This is a genomic window from Palleronia sediminis (assembly GCF_004358695.1).
Taxonomy (GTDB): Bacteria; Pseudomonadota; Alphaproteobacteria; order Rhodobacterales; family Rhodobacteraceae; genus Palleronia; species Palleronia sediminis.
In genome coordinates, this window is the sequence record NZ_SNAA01000002.1 from 131,858 (window position 1) to 145,455 (window position 13,598).

A 13,598-nucleotide genomic window follows, 5' to 3' on the forward strand; every position below is an offset into this window, starting at 1 on the left:
GCGCCCGTGGGGGCGCCCTTTCGCAATAGCGTTTGCATTCCGCGGATCAGTCTTCGTCGATCTCGGATTTCTCGCGCACGGCCGGCTGGGCGGTCCGCTGCTCGACTTCGCTTTCGTCCTCGTCGAGCTGGGCTGCGCCCAGATCGTCGAACAGGTTCTGCACCTCGAACTCGGCCGCGGCCTCTTCCTCGGCGGCAAGCTCCTGCACCGATTTGCCCTGGCGCTGCAACTCGGCCTCTTCGGGGCTGCGGGCGACGTTCAGCTCGATGCTGACCTCGACCTCGGGGTGCAGGGTGACGGTCGCGCCGTGGATGCCCAGCTCCTTGATCGGGGCCTTGAGCGCCACGCTGCGGCGGTCGATCTCGAACCCGTCGGCCTGGGCGGCCTCGGCCACGTCGCGGGTCGACACCGACCCGTAAAGCGCGCCGCCGTCCGAGGCCGCGCGGATCACGACGAATTGCTGCCCGTCGAGACGTTCGGCCAGGGCCGAGGCGTCGCGCTTGGTCTCTTCGTTGCGGGCCTCGAGCTGGGCCTTCTGCTGCTCGAAGGCGTCGACATTCGCCTTGGACGCCCAAAGCGCCTTTTTCTGCGGCAGCAGGTAGTTGCGCGCGTAACCTTCCTTGACGGTCACGACCTCGCCCATGTTGCCGAGCTTTGCGACGCGTTCCAGCAGGATAACGTTCATTGCCATGGTGCTGTCTCCCTTACTTCACGGCGTAGGGAAGAAGCGCCAGGAAACGGGCGCGCTTGATCGCCCGCGCCAGCTCGCGCTGCTTCTTGGAGGACACCGCGGTGATGCGGCTCGGCACGATCTTGCCACGCTCGGAAACATAGCGCTGCAGCAGGCGGATATCCTTGTAATCGATCTTGGGCGCATTGTCGCCCGAAAAGGGGCAGACCTTGCGACGGCGGAAAAACGGTTTGGCGGCCATGTGTGTACTCAGCTCCTGTCTGGTCTTCAGCGGCGACGACGGTCGTCGCGCTCGTCGCGCTTCTGCATCTGCGCCGAGGGCCCGTCCTCGTGAGCGTCGACCTTGACGGTCAGCACGCGCATGACGTCCTCGTGCAGCCGCATCAGCCGTTCCATCTCCTGCACGGCGGCCGCGGGGGCGTCGCTGCGCAGAAAGGCGAAATGGCCCTTGCGGTTCTTGTTGATGCGATAGGCAAGCGTCTTGACGCCCCAGTATTCGCTGTCGACCAGCGATCCGCCGTTATCGGTCAGAACGGTGCCGAAATGTTCGACCAGCCCTTCGGCCTGCGCGTTCGACAGGTCCTGGCGGGAAATGAAGACATGCTCGTAAAGCGGCATGGCGTTTCCTGTTTTCAGGGCGCATTTCATAGACCGGGAATGGCCTTCCGCGCCCCGGTCACGAGAGGCTGCGCCGATCATGGATCTCCGCGGAAGTCCGCGCCGCCTACACGCTTCACGCAATGGATGCAAGTCTGCCCCGATTTCGGCAAGATCGGCGGCTAGACCATGGTCCATAGCAGCATCGCGCAGGCCAGCCATGATCGCAGACCTTGTCCTCCATCCTCTTCGCAGCCTGGCTGGGCGCCATGTGCGCATCGCCGGGTCGGGGGCCGAACTGCGTCTCGTGCGCACCGGCCCGCCCGAACGCCACGCCGCCGCGTTCGAGATCGCGCTGTGGATCGTCGCCGCCGCGATGGCGGCATTCGCGGTCGGGTTGTGGCTGTGGCTCGACGCCTTTCCGATCGTGCCGCGGGTGGCCGCCACGGTCACGCTGCTTGCGGCGGCGGTGGTGCTGGCGCGGGCGGCGCGGCGCGGAACCGGGCTCGAGACCTTCATCGACACCGAAAAGGGCGAGCTGCGCCAGTACCGCCGGACCTCGCGCGGGGCGCGTCGGCTGGTGCGGCGGGTGCCGCTTGCCGCGGCCGATGCGCTGTTCATCCGCCGCGGCCCCGGTTTCCGGAGCGAGCTTCACGCCCGCACCGATTCGGGCACCACGCTGAGCCTCGGCTGCGCGAGACTGGCCGAGCTCGAGCGGATCGGCGTCCGCCTCCGTGAATGCACGGGTGGCGCGGCACCCCTTGCGGGCGCGCAGGGCGCTGCACCGCCCCGCGCGATGCTGCGCTAGCTGTGCGGACGCGCGCAGAACCTGTTCACGGGTCGGGCTATGTCCGCGCGACGCGCCGGAATATGTCTGCGGCCTGATCCATGACCGAAAGGCCCGACATGACCCGATTTCTCACAGCTGGCGCCATCGCGCTCGGCATCACCGTTGCCGCCGCGGCCCAGGCCGAGCCGGTCGTCTACGATTTCGATCCCGGCCATAGCCAGATCGTGTTCACCTACGATCACCTCGGCTTTTCGACCAATTACGGCATGTTCTCGGGCTTTGACGGCCGCATCATGTGGGACGAGGCGGACCCCGCCGGCTCGAGCGTCGAGGTCTCTTTCCCCGTCCGCTCGATGATGACGGGCTGGGCCGAGCGGTTCGAGCATTTCATGTCCGAAGAGTTCTTCGGCGCATCCAAGGACGACATGGTCACCTTTACCTCGACCGGTATCGAGGTGACGGGCGACGACACGGCCCGGATTACGGGCGATCTGTCGATGAACGGCGTGACCGAGCAGGTGACGCTCGACACCGTTCTGAAAAAGACGGGACAACATCCGATGATGCAGAAGCCCTGGTTGGGGTTCGAGGCGACGACGACCGTTTCGCGCGAGGCGTTCGGCGTGGGCGCCTTCGCGCCCGCCATCGGTGACGAGGTCGAGATCCTGATCTCGATCGAGGCGGGACAGGCCGAGGACTGAGCGGCCCCGTTCCTACCCGTGCCCCGCCGGAGCGATCCGGCGGGGCTTTTTCATGCCCTGGTGTGACCCTTAGCGCAGCGTCACTCCACCCGTTCAGCGGTCAGCGTGATCGTCACCGGCACGTCGAAGCCCAGCGTCGCCGGATCGGTCTGGCCCGCGCCGATGCCGAAACTCCGGCGGTCGATCACCGTCTCGCCCTGCATCCGCGCGGTGTCGCCCTCGATCTCCAGCGTGAAGGGCAGTTCGATCCCCGCCGTCTCGCCCGCAAGCTCAAGCGTGCCTTGGGCAAGATAGGGCCCCACGTCGCCCGGCACGATCTCGGCGGCGAAGACGGCGGTCGGGTGGTCCGCGGCGGCAAAGTAGTCGGGGCCCAGGGCCTGCTGCGTGACCGAGCCGAGCGTCAGGCTCTCGATGGCGACCTCGACCCGCACCGTGCCGTGCCGTCCGTCGCGCGGGATCTCGGAAAAGGCGATATCGGCCGTCCAATCGGCAAAGCTGCCTTCGACCCGCGAGCCGAATTGCTGCACCGCGATCTCGATCCGGCCCTCGCGCACCTGCCAGTTGCCGGCGCCCGCGCCGATCGCGCCGCCATCCTCGGCGGTGGTCAGGGCGGGCGCGGCCAGAACCAGCACCGCCACCACCCCGCCCGCGTAGATCGCAGCGGCCAGCGGCATCGCGGCGCCGGTCTCGTGCGGATAGCCCACCGGCGCCTCGGCCCGCGCGGGCCCGAACCACATGCGCCGCAGCGTGTCGTCGCGGTCGATCAGCGCGTGTTTCAGCGCGCCCGCGACATGCAGCGCGATCGTGCCCGCCAGGATGACGACAAAGACGTAATGCGCCGTGCCCGCGACGACGTGGACGGTCTCGGATTTCGGCACCAGCGGCAGGCCTTGCCCCAGCGGCCACCAGATCGGTGCGAACCCTTCGGAGGAGGCGTGCTGCACCCAACCCGTCAGCGGCACCACGACGAGGGCGGCGTAGAGCACCCAATGCGCGGTGTCGGCGAGGAACGTCTCGGCCCGGCGTTCGGGATGCAGCGGCGCGGGCTTGGGTTGGATCAGTGCCCACAGGATGCGCGCCAGCGCCAGGGCAAAGATCGCGATGCCGAGCGTCTTGTGGGTCGAGAAAAGCGTGGCCTTGACCGCGATCTGACCCTCGGTCTCGAGCGGCCATCGCTCGGCCACGACGCCGAGAACGATCTGGCCGAGGATCAGCCCCGCGACGAGCCAGTGAAACCCCTTGGCGATAGTGCCATAGCGGGCGGCGGTATTGGCGAGCGGCATGTCCATCTCCGTGATCGTCCCGCGCGCCGCCTAGCATATGTGCCACGCCGCGCCCATGAGCGCCTCCGCGCGGCGATTGCAACGTCCGCGCACAGAAGCTATCCGCGCCAGAGGCGACGAGGAGGACGGCTATGAGCGTGGCATTCGTATATCCGGGGCAGGGCGCCCAGGCCATCGGCATGGGGCGGGACCTGGCACAGGCCTATCCGGCCGCGCGCGCCGTGTTCGACGAGGTCGACGCCGCCCTGGGCGAGTCGCTTTCCACCCTGATCTGGGAGGGCGCGCCCGAGGCGTTGACGCTGACGGCCAATGCGCAGCCCGCGCTTATGGCGACGTCGCTCGCCGCGATGGCGGCGCTGGCGTCCGAAGGGGTCGAGGTGACGCATGCGGCGATGGTCGCGGGCCATTCGCTGGGCGAGTACTCGGCGCTGGCCGCGGCGGGCGCGCTGTCGGTGGGCGATGCCGCGCGGCTCCTGCGACTGCGGGGCGAGGCCATGCAGGCCGCCGTTCCGGTGGGCGAAGGGGCGATGGCGGCGCTGCTGGGGCTCGACCTCGAGGCGGCGCAGGATGTGGCCGCCCGCGCGGCCCAAGGCGAGGTCTGCCAGGCGGCGAACGACAACGATCCGGGGCAGGTCGTGGTCTCGGGCCATCGCGCGGCGGTGGAGCGGGCCTGCGATCTCGCCCGCGAGGCCGGTGCCAAGCGCGCGGTTCTGCTGCCGGTCTCGGCGCCGTTTCATTGCGCGCTGATGCAGCCCGCGGCCGAGGCCATGGAAAAGGCGCTGTCGGGCATCGAGATCGCGGCCCCCCGCGTGCCCGTCATCGCCAATGTCACGGCGGCGCCGGTCACCCGCCCCGACGAGATCCGGCGCCTGCTGGTCGAACAGGTCACGGGCGTGGTGCGCTGGCGCGAAAGCGTCGCGCGCATGGCCGCCGACGGCATCACCGAAATCTGCGAGATCGGTGCGGGCAAGGCGCTGTCGGGCATGGTCCGGCGCATCGACCGCTCCATCGCCACGCGCACCATCGGCACGGCCGAGGAAACGCGCGCGGCGGCGCAGGCGCTTCTTGAGCCGAGGGGAGACTGACATGTTCGATCTGAGCGGCAAGGCCGCGCTCGTCACCGGGGCGTCTGGCGGCATCGGCGGGGCGGTGGCGCGCGCGCTGCACGGCGCGGGCGCGACGGTGGGGCTGCACGGCACGCGCGAGGCGCCGCTACACGATCTCGCGCGCGAACTGGGCGAGCGGGCGCATGTGCTGCCCTGCGACCTGGGCGATGCCGATGCGACGGCGGCACTGCCCGGCCGCGCGGTCGAGGCGATGGGATCGCTCGATATCCTCGTCAACAATGCCGGCATCACCCGCGACGGGCTGATGATGCGGATGACCGACGAGGATTGGCAGGCGGTGCTCGACCTCAACCTCACGGCGGCGATGCGCCTTTCGCGCGCCGCCCTGCGCGGCATGATGAAGGCGCGCTGGGGCCGCATCGTCAACGTCACCTCCATCGTCGGGGCGACCGGCAATGCCGGGCAGGCCAATTACGCGGCCGCCAAGGCGGGGCTCACGGGCTATTCCAAGTCGCTCGCCCAGGAAGTGGCGAGCCGGGGCATCACCGTGAATTGCATCGCGCCGGGTTTCATCGCCACGGCGATGACCGACAAGCTGAACGAGGCGCAGCGCGGCGCGATCATGGCGCAGATCCCCATGGGCCGCATGGGGGCACCCGACGAGATCGGTGCCGCCGCGCTCTATCTCGCGAGCCCCGAGGCGGGCTATGTGACCGGTGCGACCTTGCATGTGAATGGCGGCATGGCCATGCTCTGAGCGGCGGCGGGACCATGCCGGTTCCCCCGGCGAAAGCGTTTGCGGTGCCGGGGCGATATGCTATAGGCGGCGCACGATTTTTCAGGGTCGGGGGAAACTCCGCATCCTTCCAGGCAGGCGGCCCGCGCGGGTGCGCGGGGCCGAAACCCAAACCGGGCCGGACCCGGAAGACAAAGGAAAGACCATGAGCGAGAACGATATCGAAACGCGCGTCCGCAAGATCGTCGTCGAACATCTCGGCGTCGAGGAAGACAAGGTCACGGAGAACGCCTCGTTCATCGACGACCTGGGCGCGGACAGCCTCGATACCGTCGAGCTGGTCATGGCCTTCGAGGAAGAGTTCGGGATCGAGATCCCCGACGACGCCGCCGAGACGATCCAGACCTTCGGCGACGCGGTGAAATACATCAAGGACGCCGTGTAAGCGGTTTCCGCAGAACGGATTACGGGGGCGTCGCAAGTGCGGCGCCCTTTTTCGTTCGCGGCCCGCGGCGCGTTCTTGGCGGGCCGGATCGCCATGGGTATTTGAGAAAGAGAAGAGGGGCAGGCCCGCGCGCGGGCGACCGCCGAGGGCTCTTTCGCTCGGGGCGCGGCGCGTGTATCACGCCGCGCAACTGGAACAGCAGGATCGGAGGGGCCGATGCGGCGCGTCGTCATCACCGGAATGGGCATGGTCACGCCACTGGCCTCGGGCGTGGAGGCGACCTGGCGGCGCATCCTCGACGGGCAATCGGGTGCGGGGCCGATCACGCGATTCGACGCCTCCGGCCTGGCCACGACCTATGCCTGCGAGGTGCCGCGCAGCGGTGCGGACGCCTTTGACGCCGATGACTGGCTCGAGCCCAAGGAACAGCGCAAGGTCGACGATTTCATCATCTTCGGCATCGCCGCCGCCGAGCAGGCCATCGCCGATGCCGCGCTCGGCGATCTCGGCGAGGCCGAGCGCGAGCGCGTCGGCGTCATGATCGGATCGGGGATCGGGGGGCTGGAGAGCATCGCCGAGACGGCGCTCCTGATCCGCGACAAGGGCCCGCGCCGCGTCTCGCCGTTCTTCATTCCGGGCGCGCTCATCAACCTGGTGAGCGGGCAGGTCAGCATCCGCCACGGCTTCAAGGGGCCGAACCATTCGGTCGTGACCGCGTGCTCGACCGGCGCCCATGCCATCGGCGACGCGAGCCGCCTGATCCGGCTGGGCGATGCCGATGTCATGGTTGCCGGCGGGGCCGAGGCCGCGATCTGCGAGATCGGCATCGCGGGGTTCAACGCCTGCAAGGCGCTCAGCACCAAGTTCGGCGACGCGCCCGAAAAGGCCAGCCGCCCCTGGGATTCCGAGCGTGACGGCTTCGTGATGGGCGAGGGTGCAGGGATCGTCGTGCTCGAGGATCTCGACCGCGCGCGGGCCCGCGGCGCGCGCATCTATGCCGAGGTCATCGGCTACGGCCTGTCGGGCGATGCCTATCACATCACCGCTCCGCCGCCCGATCACGAGGGCGCCGAGCGCGCGATGCGCGCCGCGCTGCGCAGCGCCGGGATCGCGCCCGCCGATATCGACTATGTGAACGCGCATGGTACCTCGACCATGGCCGACACCATCGAGATGGGCGCGGTGCAGCGTCTTCTGGGCGACGCCGCCGGTGCGGCGACCATGTCCTCGACGAAATCGGCGACCGGGCACCTGCTGGGCGCGGCCGGCGCGATCGAGGCGATCTTTTCGGTGCTGGCCATCCGCGACCAGGTGGCGCCGCCGACGCTGAACCTCGACACCCCGCCCGAGGACGCGATCATCGACCTCGCGCCGAACGCAAAGGTCGAGCGCGAGATCGACGTGGCGCTATCCAACTCCTTCGGCTTTGGCGGGACGAATGCCGCGCTCTTGCTGCGGCGGATGCCTGACTGATGTGGAAGAACCTCGCCTCGAACGGGATCACGCTCCTGATCGTCGCCATGGCGCTTTTGGCCGGGGCGATCGGATGGGGCATGAACCAGTATCGCGGCGAGGGACCGCTGGAGCAGGCGATATGCCTCAGGGTCGAGCCGGGCTCGACCCTGCGCGAGGTGTCCGAGGACCTGGCCGGGCAGGGTGCCGTGGCCTATCCGCAGATCCTCAGGATCGGGGCCGATTACACCGATCTTGCCGACGATCTCAAGGCGGGCAGCTTTCTCGTGCCCGAACGTGCCTCGATGGAGGAGATCCTGGGCATCGTGACCCGCGGCGGCCAGAGCACCTGCGGCACCGAGATCGTCTATCGCATCGGCGTGGCCGCCGTGGAGGTGGAGGTGCGCGAGCTCGACCCCGCGACCGCGCGCTTTGTCGAGGTGGCCGAGTTCACGCCCGGAGCCGGGGAGGTGCCTGCCGCCTATACCGAGATGCGCGACCGTGACGACACCCGCTACCGCGTCGCCATGGCCGAGGGCGCGACGAGCTGGCAGGTGGTCGAGGCGCTGAAATCGGCCGATTTCCTGACCGGCGAGGTCGGCGAGATCCCGGCCGAGGGGCGGCTCGCCCCCGACAGCTACGAGATGCGGCCCGGCGACAGCCGCGAGAGCCTGCTGGCCCGCATGGAGGCCCAGCAGGAAGAGCGGCTGGCCGAGATCTGGGCCGACCGGGCCGAGGGCTTGCCCTACGACACCCCCGAAGACGCGCTCATCATGGCGTCGATCATCGAGAAGGAGACCGCCGTCGCCGACGAGCGGCCGCAGGTGGCGAGCGTGTTCGTCAACCGCCTGCGCGAGGGGATGCGGCTGCAGACCGACCCGACGGTGATCTATGGCGTGACCAACGGGCAGGGGGTTCTGGGCCGCGGCTTGCGACGCTCCGAGCTCGATGCCGAGACCCCCTACAACACCTACCGGATCGACGGGCTGCCGCCGACGCCGATCGCCAATCCGGGGCTCGAGAGCCTGCGCGCGGCGGTCGACCCGGCCCGGACCGAGTATCGTTATTTCGTCGCCGACGGCACCGGCGGGCACGCCTTTGCCCGCACCCTGGACGAGCATAACGCCAATGTCGCCCGCTGGCGCGAGATCGAGGCCGACGCCGCCAACTGAGCCGCCGTTTTGCACCCCGTGGGGGTTGTGCCGCGGCCTGGGGCGGTGTAACGGCTTGCGCACTTCACAGGCGGGGTTCGGGCCCGCGGGGGAGACATTCCCGCGACGTCCACCGGTTGGCCAGCATGGCCGTTCAGCCCCGCCGAGGATCGAAACCGGAAAAGGATAGCGCAATGGCTCTTCCCGAGTTCTCCCTGCGCCAGCTTCTCGAAGCGGGCGTTCACTTCGGCCACCAGACCCAGCGGTGGAATCCGCGCATGGGCGAATATATCTACGGTGACCGCAACGGCATCCACATTCTCGACCTGACGCAGACCGTTCCGATGCTGGAACAGGCGCTGCAGGTCATCCGCGACACGGTGGCCAAGAACGGCCGCATCCTGTTCGTCGGCACCAAGCGGCAGGCGCAAAAGCCCGTCGCAGACGCGGCCGAGCGTTGCGCGCAGTATTACATGAACCACCGCTGGCTCGGCGGCACGCTCACCAACTGGAAGACCGTGTCCCAGTCGATCAAGCGCCTGCGCGAGATCGAGGAGCGGATGGAACAGGGCGCCGACGGCCTGACCAAGCGCGAGCGTCTGAGCCTCGAGCGCGACCAGCAGAAGCTGAACGCCTCGCTCGGCGGTATTCGCGAGATGGGCGGCGTGCCGGACCTTCTCTTCGTCATCGACGTCAACAAGGAGGATCTGGCGATCCTCGAGGCCAAGAAGCTCGGGATCCCGGTCGTGGCCGTCGTCGATACGAACTGCTCGCCCGATGGCGTCGATTACATCATCCCCGGCAATGACGACGCGGCCCGCGCGATCCAGCTTTACTGCGATCTGGTCAGCCGCGCCGCGCTCGACGGCATGTCGGCCCAGCTCGGCGCCGCCGGTGTCGACATGGGCGCGATGGAGCAGATCGACGAGGATCTGCCCGCCGAGCCCGTCGAGACGCCCGCCAATGCCGAGGCGCCGCTAGACGTGTCGACCGAGGCCGTGCATGACGACGCGGTGGCGAAGGACGCGCCCTACGCGCTCGACAACAAGGAGTGACGGATCGGGCCCGCGGATGCCGGGCCCACGTCACGACCGGCGACGCGCGGGGCAGGACGAGCCCCGCGATGTCGTCCTTTTCAGATGAGACGATGAGGAGAGCTTGAAGATGGCGATCACCGCTGCACAAGTCAAAGAGCTGCGCGAATCCACCGGCGCGGGCATGATGGATGCCAAGAAGGCCCTGACCGAGACCGATGGCGACATGCAGGCCGCGGTCGACTGGCTGCGCACCAAGGGTCTGGCCAAGGCCGCCAAGAAATCGGGCCGTACCGCGGCCGAGGGTCTTGTTGCGGTCAAGGTCGACGGCAATGTCGGCGTCGCGGTCGAACTGAACTCGGAAACCGATTTCGTCGCCAAGAACGCCGAGTTCCAGTCGCTGATCCGCGACGTGGCCGATGTCGCCGTGCATCAGCCCGATGTGGCCGCGCTGGCCGAGGCCGACATGGGCGGCAAGAAGGTCAAGGACGTTATTACCGATGCCATCGCCAAGATTGGCGAGAACATGACGCTGCGCCGGATGGAACGGCTCGAGGGCGACAATGTCACCGCCTATGTCCACAATGCCGCCGCCGACGGCATGGGCAAGATCGGCGTGCTCGTCGCGTTCAAGGGCGACGATGCCGCCACCGCGCGCCAGATCGCCATGCATATCGCCGCCATCGCGCCCGCCGCGCTCGACGAGAACTCGCTCGACCCGGCGGTGATGGAAAAGGAAAAGGCGGTTCAGATGGATATCGCCCGCGAGTCCGGCAAGCCCGAGCAGGTCATCGAAAAGATGATCGACGGACGCATGAACAAGTGGCTCTCCGAGGTGACGCTGGTCAATCAGGCCTTTGTCGTGAACCCCGACCTGACCGTGGGCCAGGCCGCCAAGGAGGCCGGGATCGAGCTTCAGGGCTTTGTCCGCGTGGTCGTGGGCGAGGGGATCGAGGTTGAGAAGGAAGATTTCGCCGCCGAGGTCGCCAAGGCCGCCGGCAAGGGCTGAAACTTCGCCACGTGACACGGAAAGGGCGCCCCGCGGGGCGCCCTTTTGCGTTCAGCGGCCGGCATCCCCGGCCATGTCGGCGATCCGGTCGATGGCCAGCGGCTCGATGGTGCGGATCAGGACGGAATTGTTCCGGCTTTCATGCGTTTGCGAGGCGTCCCTGCGGCGCTTGAACACGATCGTGTCGCGCGCGGTCAGGTGCCGCCAGCCCGCCGCCGTCGCCTCGACGAACCACTGGTAATCCTCGAACGCATAGCCGCGGGCCACGTCGCGATCAGCATAACGGATGTCCTGCCATGCCGCGCGCGGCGCCACGCAGATCGCATCGTAGTAATTCGCCGCCGGCATGACGCGGGGCGAGAAAAACGGATGGTCCTGCGCGGGGCTGGCATAGACGTTGTTCACCCCGTCGAACAGCCAGTTGAGCTCGGGGTGGACGATGGCGCGGTCATTCTCGGGACGCTCGAGCAGGTCGAGCGCGCCGGTCAGCCAGTTCTCGCTGACCAGATCGTCGGCATCGACAAAGGCGAGGAACCGACCCCGCGCCAGATCTGCCAACGCGTTGCGCGTCTTGCCCTGGTCGCCGAAATCGAAAGCGTGTCGGTCGAAATCGTCCAGGGCGGCCTGGGTCATGAAAGCATGGCTCGCCTCGGTGCAGCGATCGAGCCCGAGCAAGAGCTGCACCTCGGCACCTCTGGCCTCGACCCCCGCAAGCGCGGCACGGACGCTGCGAAACGTCGGGCCCGAAACGATGGTCTCGGAATGGGCGGTGATGGCGATGGTCAGGGTCGTCACGTTGCGGGCTCCATGTCCAGCGCGGCGAGCAGGTTCGCCATCGCGGCGCCATAAGCCTCGGGTGTGCCGGCGGGTGCGGCCACGGCGTTCCCGTCAAAAATTGAGCGGACTTGGTGGGCGAGCGTCTCGGCATCGGCCTCGTCCCCGCATTCGAGCGGGTCGGTCGATGCGGCGATGACCGGCCGCCCGATCCCGGCGAGAACCATATGCAGGCCCGCCCGATCATGGCCGCGCGCGGTATCGAGAAACGCGTCGATCCGATCGAGCGGCAGGTCCGACAGGCTGTCGATCTCGCCCTCGAGGGTCACGTTTTCGGGCTTGGCGGGCAGTTTGAGCAGCCGGTGCGACGCGCCCGCCGCGACACCGCCGGGAATTGTCCAGACGTGGAAATCGCAGTCCGGCATCTCGAGCGCGACGCGATAGGCCAGCGCGCGCCGGGCGTCGGGCAGTTCGCGATCCGCCCAGCCGATACGCGGGCGTTCCGCCTCGCTTGTAGGCAGGGGAGTGGCGGGCAGATCGGGGTGCGGCGGCAGCACATGCAGCTTGGCATGTTGAGCCTCGGGGATGAGGAACGCGTCGATCAGGGCCGCACGCTCTTCGGGGCGGTCGACGCAGAGCGCCGAGACAAGGTCGAAATGCCGGTAGACATGGCGCGGCCAGCCGCCCGAAAGCCCGCCCAGGTGGCTGACCGCGATACCGGGGCAATGGATCGCGATCCGCGCCACGTCGGCCAGCACCTTGCCGTGGATCTGGAGCGTGTCGAGCATCAGGTCGCTGTCGGTCCCGAGGATCAGCTCGGGCCGGAGCGAGCGCAGCAGTTCCGCCAGCGCACGTTCACGGTCGCGGTTCACCGTGACGGACAGCCGACCGAAAGGCACGGTCCGCACGCCCCGCGGGAAACGGTCCTGCGGGACGTCGAACGGGTCCTGCGTGGCGATGACCACCACGTTCGCGGCGCCGAACCGCGCAGCCAGATCGCGCACCGCGCGGTCGGTGCGGTCAGGCGCCAGGTCGGGCAGCGCGCGACCGGCCACGACCACGATCCGCGCCCGGCGCCATTCGGCGGCGGCCTGCGCCGCGCTCGTTAGCCAGATGCGCGAAACCAGCGCATCGTTGGCCAGCGGCAGCAACCGGACGCCAAGCGCCGCTTCCCATCCGGCGCCGATGAGCGGCTCGATCGCGGTGGCCTTGCGTACCATCTCGCCCAGCGTTCCCTGTTCGAGCCGCGCGCGGATATCGCCATAGGTTTCGCGGTGGATCGTGGCCATCTCGGTGCGGTCGAGCCCGAGCACATCGCGCCCGAGAGCGTCGGCATTGCGGTAAAGCGGCGCCGGGGCAGGCGGCGCGCCCGCCGCGACCCAATGGCCGAGCGGCGTGAGGCCGCTGGCCTCGACCTCGTCGCGGTGCAGCTCGCGATAGGTCCGCGTGGCAAAGAACGGCGACGGGTTGCGACCCTCGTTGGCACCCGCGAGGATGTAATGGGCCACCGGGTCGAGGTTCTTGAGGCCGATATCGGGATAGAGTGCCAGGTAATACGCGAAATCGAAATGCGGTTTGATAAGGTCGTACTCGTCGGGCAGGCCCTCGGGCCGCGGATTCAGCTTTGCGGCCAATGCGTTGCGGTGCAGCTCTTCGCCGTAATGCGCCACGGGGCCGTCATCTGCCATCGCGCGCCGCCAAGCCTCGGCCGCGATCCGGTGCAAGTCCGGCCGCAAGGGACCATGGCCCGCCGGCTCTGGCGGTGGCGCGGGCGGGACCGATGGCGGCTCGGGGCGGAGCCTTCGGCGGAGGCCGGCAAAGAGAGGCTTCATACGGTCAGAACCACATCCGTTCCTGCCCACGGAAGA

Annotated in this window: 15 protein-coding genes; 9 read left to right on the forward strand and 6 right to left on the reverse strand. The window is 68.5% G+C overall.

From position 1 onward, the window contains the following. Nucleotides 1–46 precede the first annotated feature (46 nt). From rplI to rpsF, 3 genes are read right to left on the reverse strand one after another with little or no spacing between them, the layout of a single operon-like run. Nucleotides 47–685, reverse strand: coding sequence for a 50S ribosomal protein L9 (gene rplI / locus E2L08_RS02875; protein WP_133395696.1), 639 nt, complete (start codon nt 683–685; stop codon nt 47–49). Between the two features lie 19 nt (nt 686–704). Further along, entirely contained in the window at nt 705–932 is a 228-nt protein-coding gene (gene rpsR, locus E2L08_RS02880) for a 30S ribosomal protein S18 (protein WP_133395558.1), read from the reverse strand. Nucleotides 933–958: 26 nt separating this feature from the next. Continuing rightward, nucleotides 959–1,309, reverse strand: a complete 351-nt coding sequence (gene rpsF, locus E2L08_RS02885) for a 30S ribosomal protein S6 (RefSeq protein ID WP_133395559.1) — start codon at nt 1,307–1,309, stop codon at nt 959–961. A 199-nt stretch (nt 1,310–1,508) separates the two neighbouring features. Here rpsF and E2L08_RS02890 point away from each other — a divergent pair, with 199 nt between their 5' ends. Further along, nucleotides 1,509–2,096, forward strand: coding sequence for a hypothetical protein (locus E2L08_RS02890; RefSeq protein WP_133395560.1), 588 nt, complete (start codon nt 1,509–1,511; stop codon nt 2,094–2,096). A gap of 98 nt (nt 2,097–2,194) precedes the next feature. Next, nucleotides 2,195–2,779 carry a YceI family protein gene (locus E2L08_RS02895; RefSeq protein ID WP_133395561.1) on the forward strand — a complete coding sequence of 195 codons (585 nt, stop codon included), beginning with the start codon at nt 2,195–2,197 and terminating at the stop codon, nt 2,777–2,779. 80 nt (nt 2,780–2,859) lie between these two features. Here the strand turns inward: E2L08_RS02895 and E2L08_RS02900 are convergent, their stop codons facing one another. Continuing rightward, a complete protein-coding gene (locus E2L08_RS02900) occupies nt 2,860–4,062 on the reverse strand; it encodes a cytochrome b/b6 domain-containing protein (RefSeq protein ID WP_133395562.1) in 1,203 nt (400 codons plus the stop codon). Between the two features lie 131 nt (nt 4,063–4,193). Here E2L08_RS02900 and fabD point away from each other — a divergent pair, with 131 nt between their 5' ends. The 7 genes from fabD to tsf all read left to right on the forward strand — a co-directional run bounded on the left by fabD (nt 4,194) and on the right by tsf (nt 10,956). Next, nucleotides 4,194–5,147: an ACP S-malonyltransferase gene (gene fabD, locus E2L08_RS02905; protein ID WP_133395563.1), complete on the forward strand. Its 954-nt coding sequence runs from the start codon at nt 4,194–4,196 to the stop codon at nt 5,145–5,147. Nucleotide 5,148: 1 nt separating this feature from the next. Continuing rightward, nucleotides 5,149–5,886, forward strand: coding sequence for a 3-oxoacyl-[acyl-carrier-protein] reductase (fabG, locus tag E2L08_RS02910; protein WP_133395564.1), 738 nt, complete (start codon nt 5,149–5,151; stop codon nt 5,884–5,886). A 184-nt stretch (nt 5,887–6,070) separates the two neighbouring features. Beyond that, a complete protein-coding gene (locus tag E2L08_RS02915; protein WP_133395565.1) occupies nt 6,071–6,310 on the forward strand; it encodes an acyl carrier protein in 240 nt (79 codons plus the stop codon). Between the two features lie 216 nt (nt 6,311–6,526). Continuing rightward, nucleotides 6,527–7,783, forward strand: a complete 1,257-nt coding sequence (gene fabF, locus E2L08_RS02920; protein ID WP_133395566.1) for a beta-ketoacyl-ACP synthase II — start codon at nt 6,527–6,529, stop codon at nt 7,781–7,783. After that, complete coding sequence (mltG, locus tag E2L08_RS02925) at nt 7,783–8,934, forward strand: endolytic transglycosylase MltG (RefSeq protein ID WP_133395567.1); 1,152 nt, start codon at nt 7,783–7,785, stop codon at nt 8,932–8,934. Before fabF ends, mltG begins: the two co-directional genes overlap by 1 nt. A 173-nt stretch (nt 8,935–9,107) precedes the next feature. After that, nucleotides 9,108–9,968 (forward strand): 30S ribosomal protein S2, encoded by an 861-nt coding sequence (gene rpsB / locus E2L08_RS02930; RefSeq protein ID WP_133395568.1) that lies wholly within the window; start codon nt 9,108–9,110, stop codon nt 9,966–9,968. Nucleotides 9,969–10,077: 109 nt separating this feature from the next. Further along, entirely contained in the window at nt 10,078–10,956 is an 879-nt protein-coding gene (gene tsf / locus E2L08_RS02935; protein WP_133395569.1) for a translation elongation factor Ts, read from the forward strand. A 51-nt stretch (nt 10,957–11,007) separates the two neighbouring features. On the opposite strand, the gene E2L08_RS02940 is transcribed toward tsf, so the two are convergent. Continuing rightward, on the reverse strand, nt 11,008–11,751 hold the full coding sequence (locus E2L08_RS02940; RefSeq protein ID WP_133395570.1) for a glycosyltransferase family 2 protein: 744 nt from the start codon (nt 11,749–11,751) through the stop codon (nt 11,008–11,010). Further along, the gene (locus tag E2L08_RS02945; RefSeq protein WP_133395571.1) at nt 11,748–13,418 is read right to left on the reverse strand and encodes a hypothetical protein; all 1,671 of its coding nucleotides are present in this window, start codon (nt 13,416–13,418) and stop codon (nt 11,748–11,750) included. The genes E2L08_RS02940 and E2L08_RS02945 overlap by 4 nt, the downstream gene beginning before the upstream one ends. Nucleotides 13,419–13,598 lie beyond the last annotated feature (180 nt).